The 25,574-nt window shown below is 66.0% G+C and carries 20 protein-coding genes; 7 read left to right on the top strand and 13 right to left on the bottom strand.

What is annotated here, in order from left to right; genetic code table 11:
* Positions 1–313 precede the first annotated feature (313 nt).
* Positions 314–1,261: a hypothetical protein gene (locus FAZ11_RS10655; RefSeq protein ID WP_137279085.1), complete on the bottom strand. Its 948-nt coding sequence runs from the start codon at positions 1,259–1,261 to the stop codon at positions 314–316.
* A gap of 185 nt (positions 1,262–1,446) precedes the next feature.
* Positions 1,447–1,977 carry a dihydrofolate reductase gene (locus FAZ11_RS10660; RefSeq protein ID WP_058762095.1) on the bottom strand — a complete coding sequence of 177 codons (531 nt, stop codon included), beginning with the start codon at positions 1,975–1,977 and terminating at the stop codon, positions 1,447–1,449.
* Positions 1,978–2,058: 81 nt separating this feature from the next.
* Here FAZ11_RS10660 and FAZ11_RS10665 point away from each other — a divergent pair, with 81 nt between their 5' ends.
* A complete protein-coding gene (locus FAZ11_RS10665; protein ID WP_058773924.1) occupies positions 2,059–3,447 on the top strand; it encodes a DUF2868 domain-containing protein in 1,389 nt (462 codons plus the stop codon).
* Positions 3,444–4,820: a GTPase/DUF3482 domain-containing protein gene (locus FAZ11_RS10670; protein WP_058773925.1), complete on the top strand. Its 1,377-nt coding sequence runs from the start codon at positions 3,444–3,446 to the stop codon at positions 4,818–4,820. Before FAZ11_RS10665 ends, FAZ11_RS10670 begins: the two co-directional genes overlap by 4 nt.
* On the opposite strand, the gene FAZ11_RS10675 is transcribed toward FAZ11_RS10670, so the two are convergent.
* From FAZ11_RS10675 to FAZ11_RS10690, 4 genes are all read right to left on the bottom strand, one after another.
* Positions 4,817–5,710, bottom strand: a complete 894-nt coding sequence (locus FAZ11_RS10675) for a proline iminopeptidase-family hydrolase (RefSeq protein WP_058773926.1) — start codon at positions 5,708–5,710, stop codon at positions 4,817–4,819. The genes FAZ11_RS10670 and FAZ11_RS10675 overlap by 4 nt on opposite strands.
* Before the next feature lie 1,153 nt (positions 5,711–6,863).
* Complete coding sequence (locus FAZ11_RS10680; protein ID WP_074529420.1) at positions 6,864–7,025, bottom strand: DUF2474 domain-containing protein; 162 nt, start codon at positions 7,023–7,025, stop codon at positions 6,864–6,866.
* Complete coding sequence (gene cydB, locus FAZ11_RS10685) at positions 7,025–8,047, bottom strand: cytochrome d ubiquinol oxidase subunit II (protein WP_058765116.1); 1,023 nt, start codon at positions 8,045–8,047, stop codon at positions 7,025–7,027. Before cydB ends, FAZ11_RS10680 begins: the two co-directional genes overlap by 1 nt.
* Positions 8,044–9,489 (bottom strand): cytochrome ubiquinol oxidase subunit I, encoded by a 1,446-nt coding sequence (locus FAZ11_RS10690; protein WP_058765114.1) that lies wholly within the window; start codon positions 9,487–9,489, stop codon positions 8,044–8,046. Before FAZ11_RS10690 ends, cydB begins: the two co-directional genes overlap by 4 nt.
* A 298-nt stretch (positions 9,490–9,787) precedes the next feature.
* On the opposite strand from FAZ11_RS10690, the gene FAZ11_RS10695 reads away from it, so the two are divergent.
* From FAZ11_RS10695 to FAZ11_RS10710, 4 genes are all read left to right on the top strand, one after another.
* The gene (locus FAZ11_RS10695; protein ID WP_058765112.1) at positions 9,788–10,999 is read left to right on the top strand and encodes an MFS transporter; all 1,212 of its coding nucleotides are present in this window, start codon (positions 9,788–9,790) and stop codon (positions 10,997–10,999) included.
* Between the two features lie 150 nt (positions 11,000–11,149).
* Positions 11,150–12,796, top strand: a complete 1,647-nt coding sequence (locus FAZ11_RS25700) for a methyl-accepting chemotaxis protein (RefSeq protein WP_240043545.1) — start codon at positions 11,150–11,152, stop codon at positions 12,794–12,796.
* A gap of 82 nt (positions 12,797–12,878) precedes the next feature.
* Positions 12,879–13,682 (top strand): 3-oxoacyl-ACP reductase FabG, encoded by an 804-nt coding sequence (gene fabG / locus FAZ11_RS10705; protein ID WP_058765109.1) that lies wholly within the window; start codon positions 12,879–12,881, stop codon positions 13,680–13,682.
* Positions 13,675–15,504: a glycoside hydrolase family 15 protein gene (locus FAZ11_RS10710; RefSeq protein ID WP_058773928.1), complete on the top strand. Its 1,830-nt coding sequence runs from the start codon at positions 13,675–13,677 to the stop codon at positions 15,502–15,504. The genes fabG and FAZ11_RS10710 overlap by 8 nt, the downstream gene beginning before the upstream one ends.
* Positions 15,505–15,740: 236 nt before the next feature.
* Here the strand turns inward: FAZ11_RS10710 and FAZ11_RS10715 are convergent, their stop codons facing one another.
* The 7 genes from FAZ11_RS10715 to FAZ11_RS10745 all read right to left on the bottom strand — a co-directional run bounded on the left by FAZ11_RS10715 (position 15,741) and on the right by FAZ11_RS10745 (position 24,511).
* Positions 15,741–16,049: a chaperone modulator CbpM gene (locus tag FAZ11_RS10715; RefSeq protein WP_058763782.1), complete on the bottom strand. Its 309-nt coding sequence runs from the start codon at positions 16,047–16,049 to the stop codon at positions 15,741–15,743.
* Positions 16,049–16,993: a curved DNA-binding protein gene (gene cbpA / locus FAZ11_RS10720; protein ID WP_058773929.1), complete on the bottom strand. Its 945-nt coding sequence runs from the start codon at positions 16,991–16,993 to the stop codon at positions 16,049–16,051. Before cbpA ends, FAZ11_RS10715 begins: the two co-directional genes overlap by 1 nt.
* A 64-nt stretch (positions 16,994–17,057) precedes the next feature.
* Positions 17,058–18,065 carry a transporter gene (locus FAZ11_RS10725; RefSeq protein WP_058763785.1) on the bottom strand — a complete coding sequence of 336 codons (1,008 nt, stop codon included), beginning with the start codon at positions 18,063–18,065 and terminating at the stop codon, positions 17,058–17,060.
* A gap of 288 nt (positions 18,066–18,353) precedes the next feature.
* The gene (gene lysS, locus FAZ11_RS10730; protein WP_058773930.1) at positions 18,354–19,856 is read right to left on the bottom strand and encodes a lysine--tRNA ligase; all 1,503 of its coding nucleotides are present in this window, start codon (positions 19,854–19,856) and stop codon (positions 18,354–18,356) included.
* Between the two features lie 66 nt (positions 19,857–19,922).
* A protein-coding gene (gene prfB, locus FAZ11_RS10735; RefSeq protein ID WP_099049418.1) for a peptide chain release factor 2 occupies positions 19,923–21,018 on the bottom strand; the annotation gives its coding sequence in 2 pieces (ribosomal slippage) (positions 19,923–20,945 and positions 20,947–21,018; 1,095 coding nt in all).
* A gap of 100 nt (positions 21,019–21,118) precedes the next feature.
* The gene (locus FAZ11_RS10740; protein ID WP_058773931.1) at positions 21,119–22,741 is read right to left on the bottom strand and encodes an MFS transporter; all 1,623 of its coding nucleotides are present in this window, start codon (positions 22,739–22,741) and stop codon (positions 21,119–21,121) included.
* A gap of 96 nt (positions 22,742–22,837) precedes the next feature.
* Positions 22,838–24,511 (bottom strand): GMC family oxidoreductase, encoded by a 1,674-nt coding sequence (locus tag FAZ11_RS10745; protein ID WP_058773932.1) that lies wholly within the window; start codon positions 24,509–24,511, stop codon positions 22,838–22,840.
* A 142-nt stretch (positions 24,512–24,653) separates the two neighbouring features.
* Here FAZ11_RS10745 and FAZ11_RS10750 point away from each other — a divergent pair, with 142 nt between their 5' ends.
* Positions 24,654–25,571: a LysR family transcriptional regulator gene (locus FAZ11_RS10750; RefSeq protein ID WP_058773933.1), complete on the top strand. Its 918-nt coding sequence runs from the start codon at positions 24,654–24,656 to the stop codon at positions 25,569–25,571.
* Positions 25,572–25,574 lie beyond the last annotated feature (3 nt).

A 25,574-nucleotide genomic window follows, 5' to 3' on the forward strand; every position in this document is an offset into this window, starting at 1 on the left:
AGGGAGCCGGCAGGCACATTCTACGAAACAGCATCGAGTGCTCAGGTTGGGTAGGTGCTCAGCCGGCTCCGGGTAATGAGGTAGCTAATCTCATTACCCAGGAGAGATACAAGGTTGGGTTGAGACGGCTCCATCGTCGAAGCCCAACAAATGGGCACGCTGCCTGTGTTGGGCTTCGCTGCGCTCAACCCAACCTACGCCTCGGAGCTTCCGTAGGTTGGGTTGAGACGGCTCCATCGTCGAAGCCCAACAAAAGGACGCGCTGCCTGTGTTGGGCTTCGCTGGCGCTCAACCCAACCTACGCGCCTGGGGCTCAAGCGCGATAGGCATCTATCTGCCGATAGAGCGAGAGCGCCGGCGCGACCTGTGGATTGGTCAGGGTGCTGGCATTCATCTGCGTCAGCACGGCGCCATTCAAGGTGTCGCGCTCATCGGCGCCGAGGTCCTGCAAGCCATAGCGGGTAATGGACTGCATCTTCCAGCTGGGACTGCCGTCGGCATCGGTGGCGATGCTGAACACCGGCTGGGTCAGCCCCTGGTCATCGGCCTGAGAGGCCGGGGCGACGCCGACCGGACTCACCTGGTCGAGCAACTGGGTGGTTTCCTGGCCCGGCCGCCAGGTGGGCGAACCCGGATTCACCGTCGCGGCGAGTTCGGAATCCAGGGTATCGGCTGGCGCCCAGGTCCAGGGCTCGGCCCCGTCCTTGGCGTTGGGCGCGGTCACTACCGAGAAGGCAGCGTTCTGGTCGTCGGTGCTACGCCCAGCCATTGCGAAGTAGGCCACCTGGCGTTCCGCCGGGGTGAAGGCGCCGGAGTCGTCGCGGGCAATGCGCGACAGGCTGTCGCCGTCCAGGCCGGCGAAGGGATTCTTGCTCGAGGCATCGCTGTAGCGACTGGAGTCGCCATAGAAGTTTACCAACAGATAATTGGCGGCCTGCTTGGCCAGTTCGGTACGCCCTGGAGTGGCATCATCCGGCAGTTCGCCGAGCACTCCTGCATCCTTGCCCTGGGACTGGATCTGCTGCTTGAGGTCCTGCATGAAGGCGTCCAGCTCGCCGCTGTCTGCCAGGCTGCTGGAGGGCTGCAGGGGCAGCAGGTTGGAGACCAGTTGTGCCGACGCCGACAGGTCCACCGCCACATCGGCGTCACCCGGGGTAACGCCAGGATTGGCGGTGGAACTCACGGCCAGACCGGCCTGGGGTTGGGTGACGCTGGCCAGGCTAGTCCCGGTCAGGTAAGGGTCCGTACGAATCGCCATCATCGCTGATTCCTCCTCGCACTGCACAAAGCGGGTTGAAACCTTCCCGGCAACGGCGGCGCCATGAACAGGGGGAAGGCTGCAGGTTCCGTTATGCCACAGCCTGGCTTAGGGTTGCCTTAAGCCCGGGCCAGAGCGGCTCGTCCCGCTCCGACGCCCTTGCCCTCGATGTTCCTGGCGCGTCGATGCTAGCGGGCGCTCGCGTGCTCGCGCCGCTCCCACACCTCGCAGGCATAGGCCGGGCGATCATCCTCGGCCGGATGCTCCTGCCGCGAGACGAGTTGCCAGTCGCGCTCGTCCCACTCCGGAAAGAACACATCCCCTTCCGGCGCCAGGGCGACGCGGGTCAGGTAGAGACGTTGTGCCACCGGCAGGGCCTCGGCGAACAGCTGGGCACCGCCGATCAGCATGATCTCGCCTGCCTCGCGCTCGAGTGCCCAGGCCTCGGCGCGCGCCACCGCCGCGGCCAGTGAGGAACGGACTTCGGCACCTTCGGCCAGCAGATCAGTCTGACGGGAGACCACCAGATTCAGCCGTCCCGGCAGCGGGCGGCCAAGGGAATCCCAGGTCTTGCGGCCCATGACCAGCGGCTTGCCGAGGGTCACGGCCTTGAAGTATTTGAGCTCCGCCGGCAGATGCCAGGGGAGGCGGTTTTCGATGCCGATGACACCGTTTTCGGCCACGGCGACGATCAGGCTCAGGGGAAGAGAGGTTTTCATGGTGACAGAGCATAACAGAGCCGTTAACAGCGAGGGCGCCAGGGACTATCCTCACGGTTTCTGCCGCAAGGGCACCCCCGCGTGACCGCTACTCCCCCTCCCGCCTTCGACGATCTCTGGCTCACCGAGGCCCTGCGCCTGACCGAGGAAGACAGCGGCCCCCTGGAAGACGCCGAGGCCAATCGCCAGGCGCGCGCGGCCGGCGGTCCCTTCGAGGCGCGACTGGTGACACGCGCCCGGCTGCTCGCCCAACGCGACGGCCTGCTGGCCGCGCGACGCCGCTGGCGCCAGGGCGCGGTACTCGCCGCCTGGCTCTTGGGCATAGTGGCGCTGTTCTGTGGCGCCGGCCTCGCCGCCGGAGCCCTGGGTGACGGCAGCCGGCCGGTCAATGTCTTCTGGGCCCTGGGCAGCCTGCTCGGGCTGAACCTGCTCAGCCTCGCGGTCTGGGCCATCGGGCTGCTAGGTGGCGGGCGGCAATTGGCCTCACCCCTGGCGCGCCTGTGGCTGTGGCTCTCCGGACGCCTGGCCCGGGATGCCCGGGCCCTGTACCTGGGCCCGGCGCTGGTCGGCCTGCTCGGGCGCACGCGCCTGCTGCCCTGGGCGCTGGGCGGCCTGGTCCACGGTCTCTGGCTGCTGATCCTCGGCAGTGCCCTGGCGACCCTGCTGGCGCTGTTGTCCGGACGCAGCTATCTGTTCGTCTGGGAGACCACCCTGCTCGGCAGCGATACCTTCGTCTTGCTGACCCAACTCCTGGGCGCCCTGCCCCAACTGCTCGGCTTTCCGCTGCCGGACGCCGCCAGCATCGCGGCCAGTGGCGATGCCGCCAGCCCTCTGGCTGCAGCGCGGCAGGCCTGGGCCGGCTGGCTGTTGGGCGTGGTGCTGGTCTACGGTCTGCTGCCGCGCCTGCTGCTCGCCCTCATCTGCCTGTGGCGCTGGCGCCAGGGACGCCGCCGCTTGCGCCTGGACGTGGAACGCCCCGGTTATCTAAGGCTGCGCGAGCGCTTGCTGCCCACCAGCGAACGCCTGGGCGTGAACGACGCGGCCCCCGCGCACCTGCCGGTACAGGATGCCGGTGGCCTGGTGCGTACCGGCGACGAAGCGCTGCTGGTAGGCATCGAACTCACCGACCACACCTGGCCGCCACCGCTGCCCGAGGGGGTGAGCGATGCCGGCATCCTTGACGACGGCCAGGGCCGCCGCCATCTGCTGGAACAACTGACCCGCTACCCGGCCCGCCGCCTGCTGATCGCCTGCGACCCACGGCGCTCACCCGATCGCGGTACCCTGGCCCTGTTGGCGGAATTGTCGCGCTGCGCCACGGCGACTCGCATCTGGCTGCTCCCCGCGCCCCTGGGCGGCAAGCTCGATCCGATCCGCCTGGACGACTGGCGCCAGGCGCTGGATAACCTGCGCCTGGCGCACTGCGAAGGGGGTCTCGAAGAATTGGCCTGGCTGGAGGCACATCCATGAGCGGCCCCCTGCGCCTGGCGCTGGTCGGTCACACCAACGTCGGCAAGACCTCCCTGCTGCGCACCCTGACCCGTGACGTCGACTTCGGCGAGGTCTCCCACCGCCCCAGCACCACGCGGCACGTCGAGGGCGCGCGGCTATCGGTGGACGGCGAAGCCCTGCTGGAGCTCTACGACACGCCCGGCCTGGAAGACGCCATCGCCCTGCGCGACTACCTGGAACAACTGGAGCGCCCCGGCGAACGCCTGGACGCCGCTACCCTGCTCGACCGCTTCCTCGACAGCGTGGAAGCCCGCCAGCGATTCGAGCAGGAAGCCAAGGTGATCCGCCAGCTGCGTTCCTCCGATGCCGGCCTCTATGTGATCGACGCTCGCGAGCCGGTGCTGGCCAAGTACCGCGACGAACTGGCGGTGCTGGCCGGTTGCGGTCGCCCCCTGGTGCCGGTGCTCAACTTCGTCGCCGCCGAGGGTCATCGCGCCGACGACTGGCGCGCCACCCTGGCCCGCCTCGGCCTGCACGCCCTGGTGCGCTTCGACAGTGTGGCGCCGCCCGCGGACGGCGAGGCGCGCCTCTACGAGAGCCTGGCGACCCTGCTGGAAAGCGGCCGCCCGGCGCTACAACGGCTGATCGCCGACCATGCCGAACAGGCCCAGCGGCGCCACCACGAAGGCGTACGGCTGATTGCCGAACTGCTGGTGGACGCCGCCGCCGCCCGCCGCAGCGTGGCGCCCGGCGAGGCCGAGGTAGCCACGGCGACGGCTGAACTGCGCGACGCCCTGCGCACCCGCGAGCAGCGTTGCGTGGAAGAGCTGTTGCGGCTGTTCGGCTTTCGCCCGGGCGACGCCCATGCCAGCGACCTACCGTTGCTGGACGGGCGCTGGGGCGACGATCTGTTCAATCCGGAAACCCTGCGGCTACTGGGCATTCGCCTGGGCGGTGGGGTGGCAGCCGGGGCGGCGGCTGGCGTCGGTCTCGACCTGCTCGCCGGCGGCCTGACCCTGGGTGCCGCTACGGTGCTGGGCGCCCTGGCCGGCGGCCTGGCGCAGACCGGCGGGCACTACGGCCGGCGCCTGTTCGGCAAGCTGCGCGGCGGTCGGGAGCTATCCATCGACGATGCGGTGCTGCGGCTATTGGCCGTGCGCCAGCGCCAGTTGCTGGCCGCCCTGGAAGCCCGCGGTCATGCCGCCCAGGGTGCCATCGAGGTCGCTGCGCCGGACGAACGACGCTGGCGGGAAGGCAAGCTGCCGCCCGCCGTGCAGGTGGCTCGCGCCCATCCGGAATGGTCGGCGCTCAATCCGCGTCCGCGCCTGCAGGCCGACGACCGCCAGACCCGCATCGACGAGATCGCCGACGCCCTGGACGCTGACGCCTAGCCGCGCTCCACCTCGGCGAGGAACACCGCCACCGTAGCCATGCAGGCCTCACGCTCTTCCACGTGGGGCATGTGGCTGGATGCCTCGAAGATGCGCCAGCGCACGTTCGGAATGAGTCGGTCGAAGGGCTCGACACAGGCCGGTGTGGCTTCATCAAAGCGCCCGGAGATCAGCAGGGTCGGCACCTGGATTTGCGCCAGGCGGTCGATCACGCTCCAGTCCTTGAGACTGCCGATCACATGGAATTCGGTGGGGCCGTTCATGGCGTGATAGACGGTGGGATCGGCATCGATGGCGGCGAAGGTGCGCGCCACCTCGGCGGGCATCGGCTGTACCCGGCAAACGTGACGGGCATAGAAGACGTCGCTGGCGGCGCGGTACTCGGGTGAGTCGGTGGTACCGGCGGCCTCATGTCGATCCAGGGTAGCCTGCACCTCGGGCGGCAACTCGGCGCGCAGTCCCGCCGCCGCCTCGCGCCAAAGCGCCATGGACGCCGGCGAGTTGGCGATGATCAGCCCCCGCAGTCCTTTCGGTTGGCGGACGCCATGCTCGGCACCCAGCATCCCACCCCAGGATTGACCGAGCAGCACGTACTCGGCGATGCCCAGGTGCTGCAGCAGATTGTTCAACTCATCGAGAAACAGCTCGACGGTCCAGAAGCCGGGATCGATACCCCGCAGATGGGTGGAGCGGCCATTGCCGAGTTGGTCGTAATGCACCACCGGCCAGCCGTACTCGGCCAGGTCCTTGAAGCTGTCGACATAGTCATGGGTACAGCCGGGACCGCCATGGGCCACCACCAGCGGCAGTCGCCCACTGGCTAGATCACCGGTGACCCGGTACCAGGTCTGGTGGCCTTGGAAATCGGCGTAGCCTTCTTGAACCTGCATGGATGCCTTCCTCGTCACGATGGGAACGGGATCAGGCTAACGGGCGGGAGAAAGGGGGATAACTGGGAAAAGTTGTAGGTTTGGGGGAGACTCTTCACGTTGGTGGGCCCCCTCTCCCGCGTGCGGGGGAGGGTTGGGGTGGGGGCGCTCAGCTCAGGTCGCCAAGCTAATTTTAGGAAGCTGCTGATGCTCTTTGTTCCGCCCCCGCCGGGCGGGTCACTTTTTTCAATCGCGAAAAAAGTAACCAAAAACGCTTGCCCCGACTGGCCGGTCCTGCGCTTTGCGCAGGATGCCCTCACGCCAGCGCCACTCCAGTGGGCCGGGGCCGAAGGACCGTCCTGGCCCTCGGCCCCTTTCGCGGCATCCATGCCGCTCACCCACTTCCGCGACACTGCCGTTCGGCCGGCCAGACGGGGCACTGGGGTGCCGGCTGAAAGTTGGGCTTTATAAAGGCGGTCTTGGTGCATCGAGCGGCTGCTTGTTGCTGTGAGTCGACGCTAGATTTGGCACCTACGCGGTATTGGCCACCTGAGTTAAGTCGGTTAAAAATCAGCAACTTGCGCCGTTATTCGGTGCCAAATAGCACGCCAAGGAAAATTGCGATTTTTCGTCATTTCTACTCACTCTTGCGAGACTTTTGGCACTTAAAATCGTTTCTAACCCGCGTGTTTCCTAGGGGTGCCAAAGCCATCATCTCCTCACACGGAATAAACCGCTTTTAAAAAGACACTTCCAGCCCGCACCCAGCGCCCTGTTCAGGAGGCCGAACGTAGCCGTCGTGGAGGTGGGTGAGCGGCAGGGATGCCGCGAGAGGCGTCGAGGGCCAGGACGGCCCTTCGACGTCGGCCCGCCGGAAGGACGGCGGAGCGAGGGGACCCGGAGCGCAGCGTAGGGCCGGATGACCAGGGCAAGCATTTTTGGTTACTTTTTGGGCGACTGCAAAAAGTAACCCGCCCGGCGGGGGCGGAACGAAAGCTATCCGAAAACGCCGTAAATCAGCTTGGCGACCAAGCTAAACGCCCCCACCCCAACCCTCCCCCGCAAGCGGGAGAGGGGGCGGTCCGGCAGGCGGGATTACCTTCCAGCACTGGACCAGGCCCCCGCGTAGGCTGGATGACGGCGCAGCCTCATCCAGCGCAACACCCAAGTCAGGTCAGTGCGACTTCAACCCCGCCGCCGTCAACACCAACCGCAGCACCCAGGCCACCACCCCCAGGGCGACCAGACTGCACGCCCAGATACCGGCCATCCAGGCCAGCCGCTGCCAGAGCGGCTTGCTGTCGGCGGGATTCGGTTCGCGCGAGCGGCCGGCCATCAGTGGTAACCCTCCCCTGCGCGCACCTTGCCACGGAACACGTAGTAGCCCCAGAAGGTGTACATCAGGGTGATCGGGATGATGAACAGGGTGCCGATGAGCAGGAACAGCTGGCTCTGCGGCGGCGACGAGGCCTCCCAGATGGAGACCGCGGGCGGGATGATGTTCGGCCAAAGGCTGATGCCCAGACCGCTATAGCCGAGGAAAATCAGTGCCAGGGTCAGCAGGAAGGGCGCATGGTGCGAGTCTTCGCGCAGGATGGCACGCAGCAGGGCCAGGGTCACCACGCCCACCAGGATGGGCACCGGCAGGAACCAGAACAGGTTGGGCATGCTGAACCAGCGATGGGAGATGGCCACATGGGTCAGCGGCGTCCAGATGCTCACCACCACGGTAAAAGCCAGCAGCAGGAACAGCAGCGGCTTGGTCAGGCGGCGCATGGTGGCCTGCAGTGGCCCCTCGGTCTTCATGATCAGCCAGGTGCTGCCCAGCAGCGCGTAGGCGGCGATCACGCCCAGGCCGCAAAACACCGAGAAGGGCGTCAGCCAATCCAGCGGACCGCCGACGTACTGGCGATTCTCCACCGGGAAGCCTTCGATGAAGGCGCCCAGGGCCACGCCCTGGCAGAAGCTGGCCAGCAGCGAGCCGAAGATGAAGGACTTGTCCCACAGGGCTTCCTTGCCTTCATGGACCTTGAAGCGGAACTCGAAGGCCACGCCGCGGAAGATCAGGCCGATCAGCATGAAGATCAGCGGCAGGTAGAGCGCCGGCAGGATCACCGAGTAGGCCAGCGGGAAGGCGCCGTACAGCCCTGCCCCGCCGAGCACCAGCCAGGTCTCGTTGCCGTCCCAGATGGGCGCCACGGTGTTCATCATGACGTCACGGTCTTCCTTGCCCTTGACGAAGGGAAAGAGGATGCCGATGCCCAGGTCGAAGCCGTCCATGACCACGTACATCATGAGGCCGAAGATGATGATGATCGCCCAGATCAGCGGGAGGTCGATGCCAGGGATGCCGTTCATGCGCGGTCTCCGGTCAGCTGGTCTTTGGGATTGTCTTCTTCCAGGCCGTCATCGGCGCCGGACAACGGACGCTTGGGATGGCGATCGGTACCCGGACCACCGGAGGTGGGCAGATCGCCTTCGCCGGTATGGGGCCCCTTGCCGATCATGCGCAGGGCATAGAGGGTGCCGATGCCGAACACGGCGAAATAGACCACCACGAAGGCCACCAGGGTGATGCTCAGCTGGGTGACGCTGTGGTTGGACACCCCATCCTTGGTCCGCAACAAGCCATAGACGATCCACGGCTGGCGCCCCACCTCGGTGGTGAACCAACCGGCCAGCAGGGCGATCAGGCCCACCGGGCCCATGCACATCACCAGGCGCAGGAAACCGCGGGTCTCGAACAGCTTGCCGCGCCAGCGCAGCCAGGCGCTCCACAGACCGGCCGCGATCATCAACAGGCCCAGGGCGACCATGATGCGGAACGACCAGAACACCACGTAGGCCGGCGGCCGGTCTTCCTTGGGAAAGTCCTTGAGGGCCGGGATCGGCTCGGTGAAGCTGTGCTTGAGGATGAGACTGCCGAGCACCGGGATCTCGACCTTGTAGAGGGTCTTCTCCTGCTCCATGTCCGGCCAGCCGAACAGGATCAGGGGCGTGGGCTCACCGGGCGGATTCTCCCAGTGCCCCTCCATCGCCGCGATCTTGGCCGGCTGGTACTTCAGGGTATTGAGGCCATGGGCATCGCCGACGAAGGCCTGCACCGGCGCCACCAGCAGGGCCATCCACATGGCCATGGAGAACATCTTGCGCACCGCCGGGTTGTCGTTGCCGCGCAGCAGGTGCCAGGCGGCCGACGCGCCGACCAGGAAGGCCACCGACAGGTAGGCGGCGATGGTCATGTGCGCCCAGCGGAAGGGGAAGGACGGATTGAAGATCACCGCCAGCCAGTCCGCCGGAACGATGCGACCGTCGAGGATCTCGTAGCCGGCGGGAGTGTGCATCCAGCTGTTGGAGGCCAGGATCCAGAAGGTCGACATCAGGGTGCCGATGGCCACCATCACCGTCGAGAAGAAGTGCAGGCCGCGGCCGACGCGATTCCAACCGAACAGCATGACGCCGAGGAAGCCGGCCTCGATGAAGAAGGCGGTGAGCACCTCGTAGGTCAGCAACGGCCCGGTCACGGCGCCGGCATAGTCGGCAAAGCCGCTCCAGTTGGTGCCGAACTCATAGGCCATCACCAGACCGGACACCACGCCCATGCCGAAGAAGATGGCGAAGATCTTCAGCCAGAAGTGATACAGATCTTTGTAGACGTGATTGTCGGTCTTCAGCCAGAGGCCCTCGAGCACGGCGAGAAAGCTCGCGGTGCCAATGGACAACGCCGGGAAGATGATGTGGAAGGACACGGTGAAGGCAAACTGGATCCGCGCAAGGTCCAGGGCTTCAAGGCCGAACATAAACTTTCCTCTCAGGCACGCCGGCCGTCGAGAGCGGCCGATCGAGTTGACGTTGACCGAAGTTCGAACCACTGCCATGCGGACGGTTCTAGCGAAACGCGCAAAAAACCGCCCTGGCTAGCGTCTTCAGCCTACCGCAAAGCTGACCTGGATCAACGTCAGGCTTTAGAGTAGTCCTCCTGGATACATTTGCTTACGTGGTTCGATGTCGCATTAGGCAGGCTGTCGCACCCGCAGTTGTATGACGATAACTCCCTAGGTGGCTTAAGATGCCGCCTCTGCCTCCCGAGCCTCGACCATGTCCGGCGATACCCTGCTGCTGCGTCACCACCGCCCCTTCGTTGCCTTCTGGTTCGCCCGTATCTGCACCGCCGGCAGTTTCCAGATGCTCACCGTGGCCATCGGCTGGCACCTCTATTCCCTCACCGGTAACGTGCTCGACCTCGGCCTGGTGGGCCTGGTGGAATTCTTGCCGCGGGTGCTGTTCATGTTGCATACCGGCCACGTCGCCGATCGCTACGACCGCCGCCGGGTCGCCGCCCTCTGCCAGACCGGCCAGGGGCTGATCGCCCTGGTGCTCCTGGTAGGCAGCCTGAACCAGGCAGTGACCCGCGACCTGATCTTCATCCTGGCCTTCTGCCTGGGTACCGCACGGGCCTTCGAGCAGCCCACCACCCAGGCCCTGCTCCCCAATATCGTGCCGCCGGCCATCTTTCCGCGTGCCATCGCCGCGGCGGCCTCGGCCATGCAGGGCGCCACCATCATCGCCCCCGCGCTGGGCGGCCTGCTCTATGCCCTGGGCGCGGCCTGGGTCTATGGTCCGGCCCTGTTGTTCTACGCCATAGCCGTACTCTTGGTGTCCAGCCTGCCCGCCCGGCAGACACCCAGCCAAAAGGAAAAACCGACCCTGGAAAACCTGCTGGCCGGTATTCGCTTCATCAAAAGCCGTCCGGACGTGCTCGGCGCCATCTCCCTGGACCTCTTCGCCGTGCTGCTCGGTGGCGCCACCGCCTTGCTGCCGGTGTTCGCCGCCGACATCCTGCTCACCGGTCCCTGGGGCCTCGGTCTGCTGCGCTCGGCGCCCGCGGTGGGCGCCCTGGGCATGTCTTTCCTGCTCGCCTACGTCAGCCTCAATCGCCACGTGGGACGCATCATGTTCGGTGCGGTGGGGATATTCGGCGTAGCCACCATCGCCTTCGGCCTCTCCACCTCGCTGTGGTTCTCGCTGTTCACCCTGGTGGTGCTGGGCGCGGCAGACATGGTCAGCGTGGTGATTCGCACCTCCTTCGTCCAGCTGGAAACCCCCGACGCCATGCGCGGTCGGGTCAGCGCGGTCAACGGCCTGTTCATCGGCGCCTCCAACCAGCTCGGCGAATTCGAATCCGGCCTCACTGCCCACTTCTTTGGCACGGTACCGGCAGTGGTGCTGGGCGGGGTCGGCACCCTGGTGGTGACGGGGGTGTGGATGAAGCTGTTCCCGGGCCTGGCCAAGCGCGATCGACTTCACTAAACGCACGAAGACGGCCGAAGGGTACCCATCGCCGGCGGCGTCGGGTCACTCATCCCACCCTGAGGACCGTTCGGCTCCTCAAAAGGTTATTGCGAAAACCTTAATCGCAAAATGTGATCCAAATCACACATCTTATGAGTCGAGGTTTGGATGCGTACTCCTCTTTCCATGGCGGCCCGTCTCGGTCTGGGCTTTGGTCTGATTCTGATACTGATGCTGCTGATCACCCTGGTGGGCGTTCAGCGCGTCGGCGTCATCAATGAAACCCTGACGTCAGTCAGCCAGGGCGCCAGCGTCAAGCAGCGCTATGCCATCAACTTCCGCGGCAGTGTCCATGACCGCGCCATCGCCATTCGCGACGCGGTCCTGATCCATGACGAGGCGGCCCTGGCCAACCGCCTGGCCGATATCGACCGTCTCAAGAACTTCTATCGCCAGTCCGCCGAGCCAATGGACAGCTTGTTCGCCAACCAGGGCGCCAGTGCGGATGAGCAGCGCCTGCTCGCCGCCATCAAGGATATCGAGAACACTGCCCTGCCACTGACAGAGCGCCTGCTGCAGCTGCGCCAAGCCGGTGACTACGAAGGGGCCCGGGTATTCCTGCTGGAGCACGTCTCGGCCGCCTACGTCGAATGGCTCAAGCGCATCAATGCGCTCATCGACCACGAGGAAGCCATCGCTGGTGGCCATCTGGCCGAGGTCAGGGATATCGCGGCGGGTTTCCGCGGATTGATGCTGATCACCTGTGCCATCGCCCTGCTGCTGAGCGTGACCGTCTCCCTACTGATCATTCGCCAGATGAGCGCGACCCTGGGAGGCGAGCCCCATGCGGTGGCTGCTGCCATTCGCCGATTGGCCGAAGGGCGCTTGGACGAGCAGCCCAGCACCCGGCATCCAGCGAGTGTCATGGGCACCCTGGGCAACGCCACGGCTCATCTGGGCGAGACCATCGTCCAGGTCAGGAGCACCGCCACCTCGGTGGCGGCGGCCGCCGTCCAGTTGCAGGACAACGCCCAGGCCAACCAGCGGCACACCGATGTCCAATCCAACCAAGCCCAGCACATGGCCGCAGCGATCACCGAATTGGCCGCCACCATCGGCGAGGTCGCCGGCTACGCCGCCCAGGCTGCGGTCGCCACGGGCAACGCCAGCGCCCAGGTGGACAACGGCAACCAACTGGTGACCCGCTCCGGCCAGGCCATCGGCCAACTGGTGCAGGCCCTGGAACAGGCCAGCGTCACCGTGCAACAGGTATCCAGTGACAGCGCCAGCATCGAGAACATCGTCGCCGTCATCAATGGCATTGCCGAGCAGACCAATCTCCTGGCGCTCAATGCCGCCATCGAGGCCGCGCGCGCCGGCGAACAAGGTCGCGGCTTCGCCGTGGTGGCCGATGAAGTCCGCAATCTGGCCACCCGTACCCAGGAGTCGACCCGCGAGATCCGCGGCATGATCGCCACGCTGCAGGACGTCGCCAGCCGCGCCTCGGTACAGATGGAGGAAAGTCGCGATCAGGCCCACGAGACCGCTGCCTTGACCCAGCGCGCCGTCGCGGCCCTGGCCGCGATCCACACCGACGTCAACTCGGTGAACGCCATGAACACCCAGATCGCCACGGCGGCGGCCCAACAGCGCGCGGTGGCCGAAGAGGTCAACGAGAATATCAACCGCATCCATGCCGCGACCCTGGAAACCGCCAGCGGCTCGCAGCAGATCACCGACGCCAGCCGTCAACTGGCGGAGCTGGCAGAAGACTTGGAAAACCGGATGAGCCTCTTTCGTACCCGCACGGCCTGACCCTCTCACAACGCGCAAAGCCTGAAACTAGACGGCCGCACAGCGGTCGCAGTCAGACACCTTTTCGCAAAGGAGTCTGGACATGCAGCTTTCCCTCAACGGTCAGGTCGCCCTGGTCACCGGCGGCAGTTCCGGGATCGGGGCCGCCGTCGCCGAGGCCCTGGCCAAGGCCGGCGCCGCCGTCGCCATCAACTACCACTCCCATGCCGAACCCGCCGAGGAACTGGCCCAGCGCATCCAGGATGCCGGCGGCCGCGCCATCGCCGTAGGTGGCGACGTGGGCGACGAGACCGCGGTGCAGGCCATGTTCGACCGCACCCTGGAAGCCTTCGGCCGGCTGGACATCCTGGTGGCCAATTCCGGCCTGCAGAAAGATGCCGCGGTCGCCGAGATGTCCCTCAAGGACTGGAACACCGTCATCAACACCAACCTCACCGGCCAGTTCCTTTGCGCCCAGGCCGCCATCCGCCAATTCCGTAAGCAGGGGCGCGATGAAAAGGTCTCGCGCGCCCTGGGCAAGATCATCCACATGAGTTCGGTGCACGAGGTCATCCCCTGGGCCGGCCACGTCAACTACGCCGCGTCCAAGGGCGGGATCTACATGCTGATGCGCAGCCTGGCCCAGGAAGTGGCGGCCGAGGGCATCCGCATCAACAGCATCGCGCCCGGGGCCATCGCCACGGCCATCAACGCCGACGTCGTCAATGACGAGGCGAAGGCTCGCGAACTGCTCAAGCTGATCCCCTACAAACGCATTGGCCAGGTGGAAGACATCGGCAACGCCGCGGTATTCCTCGCCAGCGACCTGGCCGACTACGTCGTTGGCACCACCCTCTTCGTCGACGGCGGCATGTGCCTCTATCCGGGATTCGAAGACAATGGCTGATTCCACCTCCGTGCACGCCCGCCGCAGTATCGGCGCCCACGGTGTCATCGGCGACCTGCGCACCTGCGCCCTGGTCGCCACCGACGGCACCATCGATCACTTCTGCTGGCCGAACCTCGACAGCCCCTCGGTGTTCGCCTCCCTGCTGGACTCGGAGAAAGCCGGCTATTTCAGCCTGGCTCCGCTGTGGGACGATGCCCGCGAACAGCAGCTGTACCTGCCGGATACCAATATCCTGCAAACTCGCTGGCTGTCGGCCGAAGGCGTCGCCGAGGTCACCGACCTGATGCCGGTGTGCAGCGCCGAGGACACCAAGCCGCGCATCGTCCGCCGCGTGCAGATGGTCGCCGGCCACGGTCGCATCCGCCTGCATTGCGCCCCGGCCCACGACTACGCCCGTGCCACCACCCGCGCCCGGCGCCTGGACGATGGCGCCCTGTTCGAGGCCGACGGCCAGCCCAGCCTGCGCCTGGCCTCGCCGGTGCCCCTGCAGATCGAGGGCAACGCCGCCTTCGCCGAATTCGACCTGCAGCAGGGCGAATCCCTGGACTTCGTCTTCGGCTGCGCCGAGGACGACAAGGTCGTGGCCGGCAGCAGCGAACTCTGCTTCCAGGACACCCTGGCCTACTGGACCCGCTGGGCCGCCCAGAGCCAGTACCAGGGCCGCTGGCGGGAAATGGTCACCCGCTCGGCCCTGGCGCTGAAACTGCTGACCTCCTGCAAGCACGGCTCCATCGCCGCCGCGGCCACCTTCAGCCTGCCCGAGTCCCTGGGTGGCGAACGCAACTGGGACTATCGCGCGTCCTGGATCCGTGACTCGTCCTTTACCGTCTATGCCTTCATGCGCCTGGGCTATACCCAGGAGGCCAAGGACTTCATCCACTGGGTCGGTCGTTGCATGGAGAACAGCCACCAGGAACCGGAGCGACTGCAGATCATGTATCGCCTCGATGGCGGCCTGGATCTGCCCGAAGAAAGCCTCGACCACCTGGCGGGCTATGCCGACTCGAGTCCGGTACGCATCGGCAATGAGGCATACAAACAGACGCAGCTGGATATCTATGGCGAGCTGATGGACGCGGTCTACCTGTCCAACAAATACGGCGAAGCCATCTCCCACCAGCGCTGGCGCCATGTGGTGCGGATGATCGATCACGTCTGCGAGGTCTGGAATACGCCGGACGCCGGTATCTGGGAGATGCGCGGCGAACCCGAGCACTTCCTGCACTCGCGGCTGATGTGCTGGGTGGCCATCGACCGGGCGCTGCGCCTGGCGGCGAAGCGCTCCCTGCCGATGCCCTACGAACGCTGGTACGCGACGCGCTCGGCGATCCAGGACGACATCTGGGATAACTTCTGGAGCGACGAGCTGGGTCATTTCACCGCGACTCGCCATGGCAAGAGCCTGGATGCGGCCATGCTGCTGATGCCGCTGGTACGCTTCGTCAGCGCCACCGACCCCCAGTGGCTGGCAACCCTCGACGCCATCAAGCAACACCTGACCTACGACGGCATGATCCGTCGCTACGACCCGGCCGACACCCCGGCGGACAATCTCGACGGCGAAGAAGGCGCCTTCGTCGCCTGCTCCTTCTGGTACGTCGAATGCCTGGCCCGCGCCGGCCGGGTGGACGAGGCGCACCTGGAGTTCGAGAAGCTGCTCGGCTACGCCAATCCCCTGGGGCTCTATGCGGAAGAACTGGACAAGCGCGGCTATCCCCTGGGCAACGTCCCCCAGGCCCTGTCGCATCTGGCGCTGATCAGCGCGGCCTTCTTCTTGGACCGCAAGCTCAGCGGCAAGGATCCGCAATGGCAGCCGTAGATGGAGTGCTATCGCGGCCATAGCGCCCCGTCATTGCGGCCGTTCCTCCTGCAATGCTCTTGTAAGAGGAGCGGCCCATGGCCGCGATAAATAAGGCCATCCTCACCCCAGCCTGCTTCCCGAGGAGAGCAACCCTCAGTAGGCTGGGCTGAGCGCAACGAAGCCCAGCACGGTCAGGCTCGACCACGGCTGTTGGGCTTCGGCGATCGAGCTGCCTCAACCCAACCTACTCTCCTTCACACATCTCGCAGCTCACCGGCGAAGCGCTCCAGCCGCTGGCGCAGGCGCTGGTTTTCCCGGCGCAGCTCTTCCACCTCATCCAGCAGGTGCAAGGCCAGGGCCGTAGCGGCCCAATCCAATTCCAGCTCCTGGCGCAGGCGCACCGCGCGGCGGGCGCGGTGCAAGGCGCCGGTGTCGAAGTGCCACTCGGCCGGTCGCTTGCCGCGTTGTGGGGCCAGGATGCCGTGCTCGACGATTTCCACCACCACGGGCTCGCTCACCTCGCAGAGCACGCAGAATTCCTGCAGGACGATCAGACTGCTCATCAGACTTTCCTCCAGTCTTGGCGGGGATCGAAGGCCGCCCGCTCGGCTAGTTGGCGCCACAGCGCCTGGGTTGCTTCATCGCCCTTGGGCGGCATCACCACCTTGAGCAGGGCATGCAGATCGCCCTGCCCATTCTTGCCGGCAAGGCCCTTGCCGCGTACCCGCAGCCGAGCACCGCTCTGGCTGCCGGGCGGGATGCTGAGCATGATCTGGCCGTCCAGCGTGGGCACCTGCACCTTGGCCCCCAGGGCCGCTTCCCAGGGCGCGAGCGGCACGCTGACCACCAGGTCCTGGCCATCCACGTCGAACAGGGGATGGGGCACCAGGCGGATGACCAGATAGAGATCCCCCGCCTCCGCGCCACCGACGCCCGGCTCGCCCTGGCCCTTGAGGCGGATGCGTTCGCCGTCGGTACTGCCGGCGGGAATCTTGACGTTGAGGGTCTTGGTGGTCTCGCCGACGCGCCGGCCCAACTCGTCGCGCTGCGGCAGGGTGAAACTCAGCGGCTTGGTGCTGCCCGCCTGGCTCTCTTCGAGGAACAATGGCAACTCCAGCTCGACGTCGCGCCCGCGCCGGGCGAAGCCCCCCTGCTGCGAGCGTCCAGCGGCGCCGAACAGGGATTCGAAGAAGTCGGAATAGTCTGCGCCGAAGCCGGCGTGGGGATCGCTGTAGTCATCGCCCGAACCCGGCTGCCAATCCGGCGGCACCTGGAAGCGCTCACCCTGCTGCTGGTAGAGGCGGACCTGGTCGTACTCGGCGCGTTTGTGCGGATCGCGCAGGACGTCGTAGGCCTCCGCGACCTCCTTGAAGCGAGCCTCGGCATCGGCCTCCTTGCTCACATCGGGGTGGTACTTGCGCGCCAGTTTGCGATAGGCGGTCTTGAGGGTCTTGTCATCGACATCGGGGGCGACGCCGAGCACCTCGTAGTAGTCCTTGAAGTCCATCGCGGTCTCCAGTGGGGGTTCCCCTAGAGACCGCGACCTACCTGCGACGGTTGCACGCAGCCGATCAGTCGCCGCGCTTGCGGAACGCCCACGTACCGGCTAGCACCGTGAAGGTGGCCACCAGCGCCACCAGGATCCAGAAGCCATGGGGCGAGCTGGCCAGGGGTATGCCACCGACGTTCATGCCGAAGAAGCCGGCGATGATGTTGATGGGCAGCGCCAGCACCGTGACCAGGGTCAGGGTGAACAGGGTGCGATTGGTCTGCTCGGCGGAGGAGGCGGCGATCTCTTCCTGCAAGAGCTTGAGCCGCTCGACCAGAGCGGAGAGATCGTCCAGCACCCGGTCGAATTCCTCGGTGGCCTCGCGCAGGGTCTGGATGTCGTCGCGGCGCAGCCAGGCCGGGGGCCGGTTGAGCAGGCGCAGCAGCGAACCCGGTTCCAGGGCCAGCAATCGCTGCAGCCGCACCAGGGCCCGTCTCAGGCCGCCCAGCTCGGCGCGGCTGGCGGCCAGACGCTGGGACAGCAGGCGATCCTCGATGGCGTCCACCTTGACCGTGGTGTCGCGGATGATGCCGGTGAGCACGTCGGCCTGGTCGCGCAAGAGGTGCACCAGCAACTCCAGGGTCGAGCCGAAGCCTTCGCCGCGACGCACCGCATGGCGCAGGCGATCCACCGAGCGCAGCGGCTGGGCCCGAGCGGTCACCAGCAGCCCCGGCCGGGCGCAGGCCCAGAGGGTGGCGACGTCCACCGACACCTGGCCGTAGGCGAGGGTCACGTCGTTTACCACCCCGAGCAGGGTGTCGTCGGCCGGCTCCAGGCGGGTCGAATGGGAGCCGGCGTGCAGGGATTCGAAGAATTCCTCGGGTAGCCCCAGGTGCTCGCGCATCCAGCGTTCGGCGGCGGCGTGGGCCAGATTGAAATGCAGCCAGCGAAAACCGCCCTCTTCCGCCTCCCAGGGCTCTTCCGGGGCCATGGTCAGGGCATGGCCAGGCTGGCCGGAGGTGAAGTGAAAGGCATAGAGCAGCCCCAGCCGTTCGGCGGCTGGATGCAGGGGAATCAGGGTGTTGGTCATGGCTACCTGCAGAGGGACGCGACATCAGGGCTCTGTTAGAGCCTGTTCAGAGCCTGCTGCGCGTCGGCCAAACGGCGTTGAAAATGCCCTGGGTCGCCAGCCCGGTCGGAATGCTCATTTACCATTCGTAACTCCGAGCGCGGATCCGACCCGCTTCCCCAGTCCTTTCACCTTGTTTGGCTCTAGCTCGCGAGGCTCTGAACAGGCTCATAGCAGGTCCAAATGAACCTTTGATGACAGAGCCTGGTAGGCAGGAGCCGGAGCGACGCCCCGAACGGGGCGTCACTCTTATTGCGGACGCATGTGCGGGAAGAGGATGACGTCGCGGATCGACGGCGAATTGGTCAGCAGCATCACCAGGCGGTCGATGCCGATGCCTTCGCCAGCGGTGGGCGGCATGCCGTATTCCAGGGCGTTGATGAAGTCAGCGTCGTAGTGCATGGCCTCGTCGTCGCCGGCGTCCTTTTCCTGGACCTGCAGCATGAAGCGCGCGGCCTGGTCTTCGGCGTCGTTGAGCTCGGAGTAGGCGTTGGCGATCTCGCGGCCACCGATGAACAGCTCGAAACGGTCGGTGACGTTGGGATTCTGGTCGTTACGGCGGGCCAGCGGCGAGACCTCGAAGGGATACTCGGTGATGAAGTGCGGCTGCTCCAGCTTGCTCTCCACCAGCTCCTCGAAAATCATCACCTGCAGCTTGCCCAGGCCCTCGTGACCGAGCACCTTGGCGCCAGCTTTCTTGGCGATGGCGCGGGCCTTCTCGACGTCGTTGAGATCGTCGGCGGTGAGGTCCGGGTTGTACTTGAGGATGGAGTCGTACACCGACAGGCGCACGAAGGGCTCGCCGAAGTGGAAGACCTTATCGCCATAGGGCACGTCGGTACTGCCGAGCACGGCCTGGGCCAGCTCGCGGAACAGTTCCTCGGTGAGGTCCATGTTGTCTTCGTAGTCGGCGTAGGCCTGGTAGAACTCGAGCATGGTGAACTCGGGGTTGTGCCGGGTCGAGACGCCTTCGTTACGGAAGTTGCGGTTGATCTCGAAGACCTTCTCGAAGCCACCGACCACCAGGCGCTTGAGGTACAGCTCCGGCGCGATGCGCAGGAACATGGCCATGTCCAAGGCGTTGTGGTGGGTCTCGAAGGGCTTGGCCGCCGCCCCGCCGGGGATGGTCTGCAGCATGGGGGTTTCCACTTCGAGGAAACCGCGCTCCATGAGGAACCGGCGGATGTGAGCGATGACCTGAGAGCGCACGCGGAAGGTCTGGCGGACTTCTTCGTTGACGATCAGGTCGACGTAGCGCTGGCGATAGCGCAGCTCGGTGTCGGTCAGGCCGTGGTGCTTGTCGGGCAGCGGACGCAGCGACTTGGTCAGCAGGCGCACGTCGCTCATGTTGACGTAGAGATCACCCTTGCCGGAGCGGGCCAGGGTGCCCTCGGTGGCGATGATGTCGCCCAGGTCCCAGGTCTTGACCGCTTCCAGGGTCTCGGCCGGCAGGGTCTTGCGGTCGACGTAGACCTGGATGCGCCCGCTGGTGTCCTGCAGCACCATGAAGGCGCCGCGGTTGAGCATGATGCGGCCGGCCACCTTGACCTTGATGCCCGCGGCTTCCAGCTCTTCCTTGGTCTTGTCGGCGTACTGCTGCTGCAGGTCACCGGCCAGGCTGTCGCGACGGAAGTCGTTGGGGAAGGGAATGGCCTGCTGATCGCGCAGTGCGGCAAGCTTTTCCTTGCGCTGGGCGATCAGCTTGTTGTCTTCCTGTTCCTGGGCTTGGGGGTCTAGGGGTTGTTCGCTCATGTCTGCTGTTTACCTGGGGAAGGGTGTTGCGGGCCGGCGCCCGGCGGGCGACCGGCCAGAGAAGGGTTAGATGCCCTGCTTGAGGCTGGCTTCGAGGTATTCGTCCAGATCGCCGTCGAGCACCTTGTCGCAATCGCTGCGTTCCACGCCGGTGCGCAGATCCTTGATCCGCGAGGCGTCGAGCACATAGGAGCGGATCTGGTGGCCCCAGCCGATATCGGACTTGGAGTCTTCCAGCGCCTGGGAGGCAGCGTTGCGTTTCTGCATCTCCAGCTCGTACAACTTGGCCCGCAGCATCTTCATGGCGGTGTCCCGGTTGGCGTGCTGGGAGCGCTCGTTCTGGCAGGCCACCACGGTGTTGGTGGGCACGTGGGTGATCCGCACCGCAGAGTCGGTGGTGTTCACGTGCTGGCCACCGGCGCCGGAGGAGCGATAGGTGTCGACGCGCAGGTCGGACGGATTGATCTCGATCTCGATGTTGTCGTCGATCTCGGGCGAGACGAAGACCGCGGTGAAGGAGGTGTGCCGCCGGTTGCCCGAGTCGAAGGGACTCTTGCGCACCAGGCGGTGCACGCCGATCTCGGTACGCAGCCAGCCGAAGGCGTATTCGCCCTTGATGTGCACCGTGGCGCCCTTGATGCCGGCGACCTCGCCTTCGGAGAGTTCGACGATCTCGGCGCTGAAGCCATGCTGGTCGGCCCAGCGCAGGTACATGCGCAGGAGCATGTTGGCCCAGTCCTGGGCCTCGGTGCCGCCGGAGCCGGCCTGGATATCCAGGTAGCAGTTGTTGGGGTCCATCTCGCCGCTGAACATGCGGCGGAATTCCAGCTTCTCGAGGATGCCGCGCAGGCGCTCGACCTCGGTCGCCACGTCATCGACCGCGCCCTGGTCTTCTTCTTCGGCGGCCATCTCCAGCAGATCGCTGGCATCGGCCAGGCCACCGCTCAGCTCGTCCAGGGTGCCGACCACCTGGGCCAGCTGGGCGCGCTCACGGCCGAGGTTCTGGGCGTACTCGGGCTTGTTCCAGACATTGGGGTCCTCGAGCTCGCGCTCGACTTCGACCAGGCGATCCTTTTTCAGATCGTAGTCAAAGATACCCCCGAATGGTCTGGGTACGGCTGGAGAGGTCCTTGATGCTGGTGACGATCGGGTTGATTTCCATGGGGGAAACACTCGCGAGAAAAGCTGTGGAAAAGCTCGCGAGTATAACCCAATCGGCGGCGAAACTCAGAGTGCGGCGGGATGCGCCGCCCGCCCGCGCCTCAATCGGCGTCGAGGTCGCGATGGCGGGTTTCCGGCAGGCACAAGAGCCCCACCACCAGGCTGATGCCGGTCACCAGCACCGGATACCAGAGGCCGTAGAAGATATCGCCGGTATAGACCACCAGGGCGAAGGACACCGTGGGCAGGAAGCCGCCGAACCAGCCGTTGCCGATGTGGTACGGCAGCGACATCGAGGTGTAGCGGATGCGCGTGGGAAACAGCTCCACCATCAGCGCTGCCAGCGGTCCGTAGCAGAGGGTGGCGATGAGGATCAGGGCGAAGATCACCGCCACCACCATGGGCTTGTTGACCTGGGCGGCGTCCGCCTTGGCCGGATAGCCGGCGGCCTGGACGGCAGCGCGCAGGGCCGGTTCGTCGTAGCCGACGATGAGCTTGTCACCGACGCTGACCTGCACGGCATCGCCCGGCGCGGCGGCCACGCTGCGATAGGGCAGCCCGCTCTTGGCCAGCAGCGTCTTGACCCGGTCGCAGGGGCTGTCGAAACGCGCCTTGCCCACCGGATCGAACTGGAAGGTGCAGGTGGCCGGATCGGCGGTCACTACGATGGGTGCCTGCTGGCTGGCCTGGTAGATCTGCGGATTGGCGTAGTGGGTCAGGGCCTTGAACAGCGGAAAATACAGCACCGTCGCCAGCAAGAGGCCGAGCATCAGGATCGGCTTGCGCCCGACCTTGTCCGACAGCCAGCCGGCAATGACGAAGAAGGGGGCCCCAAGGATGACGCTGATGATCAGCAGGTTGTTGGCCAGCACCGGGTCCAGCTTGAGCGTCTGGGTGAGGAAGAACATCACGTAGAACTGCGCCAGGTAGAAGGTCACCGCCTGGCCGCCGTTGATGCTGAACAGGGCGATCAGCACCACCTTGAGATTGCTCCAGTTGGTGAAGGAATCGCGGATCGGCGCCTTGCTCTGCTTGCCCTCGGCCTTCATGCGCAGGAAGGCGGGCGATTCGTGCATCGACATCCGAATCCAGGTGGAGATGGCCAAGAGGAAGATCGACAGCAGGAACGGCAGGCGCCAGCCCCAGACCTCGAACTGATCGCCGGTCAGATAGCGGCAGACCAGAATCACCACCAGCGACAGCAAGAGCCCCAGGGTCGCGGTGGATTGCAGCCAGCTGGTATGGGCGCCGCGCTTGCCGGGCGGTGCGTGCTCGGCGATGTAGGTGGCGGCGCCGCCGTATTCGCCGCCCAGGGCCAGCCCCTGCAGCAGGCGCAGCACCACCAGGATGATGGGCGCGGCCACGCCGATGCTGGCGTAGGTGGGCAGCAGGCCGACGCCGAAGGTGGCGATACCCATGAGGATGATGGTGGCGAGGAAGGTGTACTTGCGCCCAACCAGGTCGCCCAGCCGGCCGAATACCAGGGCGCCGAAGGGTCGCACCACGAAGCCGGCGGCGAAGGCCAGCAGGGCGAAGATGAAGGCGGTGGTGTCATTGACCCCGGCGAAGAATTGCTTGCTGATCACCGCCGCCAGGGCGCCGTAGAGAAAGAAGTCGTACCACTCGAAGACGGTCCCCAGGGACGAGGCGAAGATCACCTTGCGTTCTTCGCGGTGACTGACGACCGCGGTGGGTTGTACCCGGGGTTGGGCATAGTCTGACATCGCACGTTCTCCTGGCCCGGGATCGCCGGGCGCCAATTGTTGTTATGGGCGACTGCTACTACGGTGGAAACGGCGGGCGGCCCGCCGTCGGTAACACTAGGCGGCCGAGACCCGATCCGGCCGGGCGACCGCCGCGGGCAACTCGACGACGCCCTGCTCCCGCGCCTCGGCCAGCATGAAGCGGGCGGCCTGCTCGGCGATCATTAGGGTCGGCGAACAGCTGTTGCCGGAGACCAGGGTCGGCATGATGGAAGCATCGGCGACCCGCAGGCTGGGGATGCCGTGCACTCGCAGGCGGGCGTCCACCACGGCCTCCGCGCCCTGCCCCATGCGGCAGGTGCCGGAGGGATGGAAGATGGTGGTGCCTACGGCGCCCGCGGCTTGCCGCAATTCCTCTTCGCTCTGGTAGGCCGGGCCCGGCAAGTATTCCTCGGGCCGGTAGGCGGCCAGGGCCGGCGCGGCGACGATGCGTCGGGTCAAGCGGATGGCATCCGCGGCCACCTTGAGGTCTTCCGGCGCGCTGAGATAACGTGGCTGGATCAGCGGCGCCGCCAGCGGGTCGGCGCTACGGATCGCCACCTGGCCGCGACTGGCCGGGCGTAGGTTGCACACCGAGGCGGTGAAGGCGGGAAAGCCATGCAGGGGCTCACCGAAGCGCTCCAGCGACAGCGGCTGCACGTGATACTGCAGATTGGCCGAGGGCTGGCCCGGATCGGAGCGGGCGAAGGCGCCCAGTTGACTCGGCGCCATGGCCAGGGGGCCGCTGCGCTTCCAGAGGTACTCCAGGCCCATGCCCAGCTTGCCCCAGAGACTACCGGCCAGGGCATTGAGGGTCGGCACTCCGTGCACCCGATAGATCAGCCGCAGTTGCAGGTGGTCTTGCAGATTGCCGCCTACGCCTTCCAGCCGATGCTGGACGCCGATGCCGAGCCCTTCGAGCAGTGCCCGCGGCCCGATGCCGGAGCGCTGCAGCAGCGTGGGCGAGCCGATGGCGCCGGCACAGAGCACGATCTCCCGCCGCGCCACCAACCGCTGGGGCTCGGCCTGGCCCGGCAGCCGCGCCAGCACCGCCCGCGCCCTGCCCTCCTCCAGCAGCACCCGCTCCACCTGGACGCCAGTCAGTACCTCCAGATTGGGGCGCTGGCGGATCGGCCGGAGAAAGGCCTTGGCCGCATTCCAGCGCACCCCGTTGCGCTGGTTGACCTGGAAGTAGCCGCAGCCTTCGTTGTCACCGGTATTGAAGTCCTCCACCGGCGCGATGCCGGTTTCCCCTGCGGCGCGGCGAAAGGCATCGAGCAGGGTCCAGTGCAGGCGCTGGCGCTCCACCCGCCATTCGCCACCGGTGCCATGAAATTCCGAGGCGCCGTCGCAGTGATCCTCCATTGCCTTGAACAGCGGCAGCACGTCCTGCCAGGCCCAACCGGGATTGCCGGCGGCGGCCCAGCCATCGTAGTCCCGCGCCTGGCCGCGCATATAGATCATGCCGTTGATGGAAGAGCAGCCGCCCAGCACCCGGCCACGTGGATAATTCAGCGCCCGGCCACCCAGGCCCGCTTCCACCTCGGTCTTGAAGCACCAGTCGGTGCGCGGATTGCCGATGCAGAACAGGTAGCCGACCGGGATGTGGATCCAGGGATGGTTGTCGCGTCCGCCGGCCTCCAGCAGCAGCACACGGTGAGCCGGATCGGCGGAGAGCCGATTGGCCAGCAGGCAGCCGGCCGGACCGGCACCGACGATGATGAAGTCATAGTCCGCAGCAGAACGGGGCATGACGTTCCCTCGTGTTTTGTTGTTGTGGCTCCTATCCTAGTGTGCTCATCCGCGAACAGCAGTCGCCGAAAACGGGCAATGGTTGTGCAATTCTGCACAGCGCCATGAAAGCGGCGCGCTAGACGACTACAAGAGGGACAGCATGTTCGATTGGAACGATCTGCGCGTTTTCCTGGAAGTGCAGCGTCATGGTCGATTGTTGACCGCCGCCCGCAACCTGGGCGTCAGCCATGCGACCGTCTCTCGCCATCTGGAGGCCCTGGAACGCGCCCTGGGCAGCCAGTTGCTGGTACAACAGGCGAGCGGTTATCAGCTCACCCCCGCCGGCCAGGCATTGCTGACCCATGCCCAGGCGATGGAAGAAGCCGCCCTGCTGGCCCAGGAAGCCGTGACCCAGAGACTCAACCCACTAGGCCAAGTACGAGTGGGCGTGACCGAGGGGCTGGGCACCGGCTTTCTGGCTCGACGCCTGGGTGGACTGCTGCGGGACTATCCGGGGCTGGAGGTGGAACTGGTCTCGGTGCCGCGCTTCGTCAGCGTCACCAACCGCGAGGCGGACATCGCCATCACCCTGGAGCGCCCTACCGCCGAGGGCCTGATCGGCCGCCGGCTGACGCCCTATCGGCTGAGGTTCTACGCCAGTCGCGCCTATCTGGATCGGGCCCCGCCATTGAATGCCGGGGCCGACCTGGGTGAGCAGACCTTCATCGGCTATGTCGACGACCTACTGTTCTGCCGCGAGCTGCAATTCATCCAGGGCCTCTGCCCGGAGCCCCGGCTGGTCTTTCGCAGCACCAGCGTCATCGCCCAACGGGAGGCGGCCTGCGCTGGACTAGGCCTAGCGGTGCTGCCCTGCTACTTGGTGGGTACCGGCAGCCCGCTGGAATGCGTGCTGCCGGCAAGATCCTTTACCCGGGAATACTGGATCTCGACCCACCGCGAACTACACCGCTCCGCGCGCCTGCGCGTGGTCTGGGATTTCCTGCTGCAGCTTTGCGCGGCGGAGCGGACCCTGCTCCTGGGTGAAGAGGCCTTGAGTGAAGAGCCGCTGGCCGACTAGTCG

Origin of the sequence: Pseudomonas rhizoryzae, from assembly GCF_005250615.1 — a bacterium.
Classification (GTDB): Bacteria; Pseudomonadota; Gammaproteobacteria; order Pseudomonadales; family Pseudomonadaceae; genus Chryseomonas; species Chryseomonas rhizoryzae.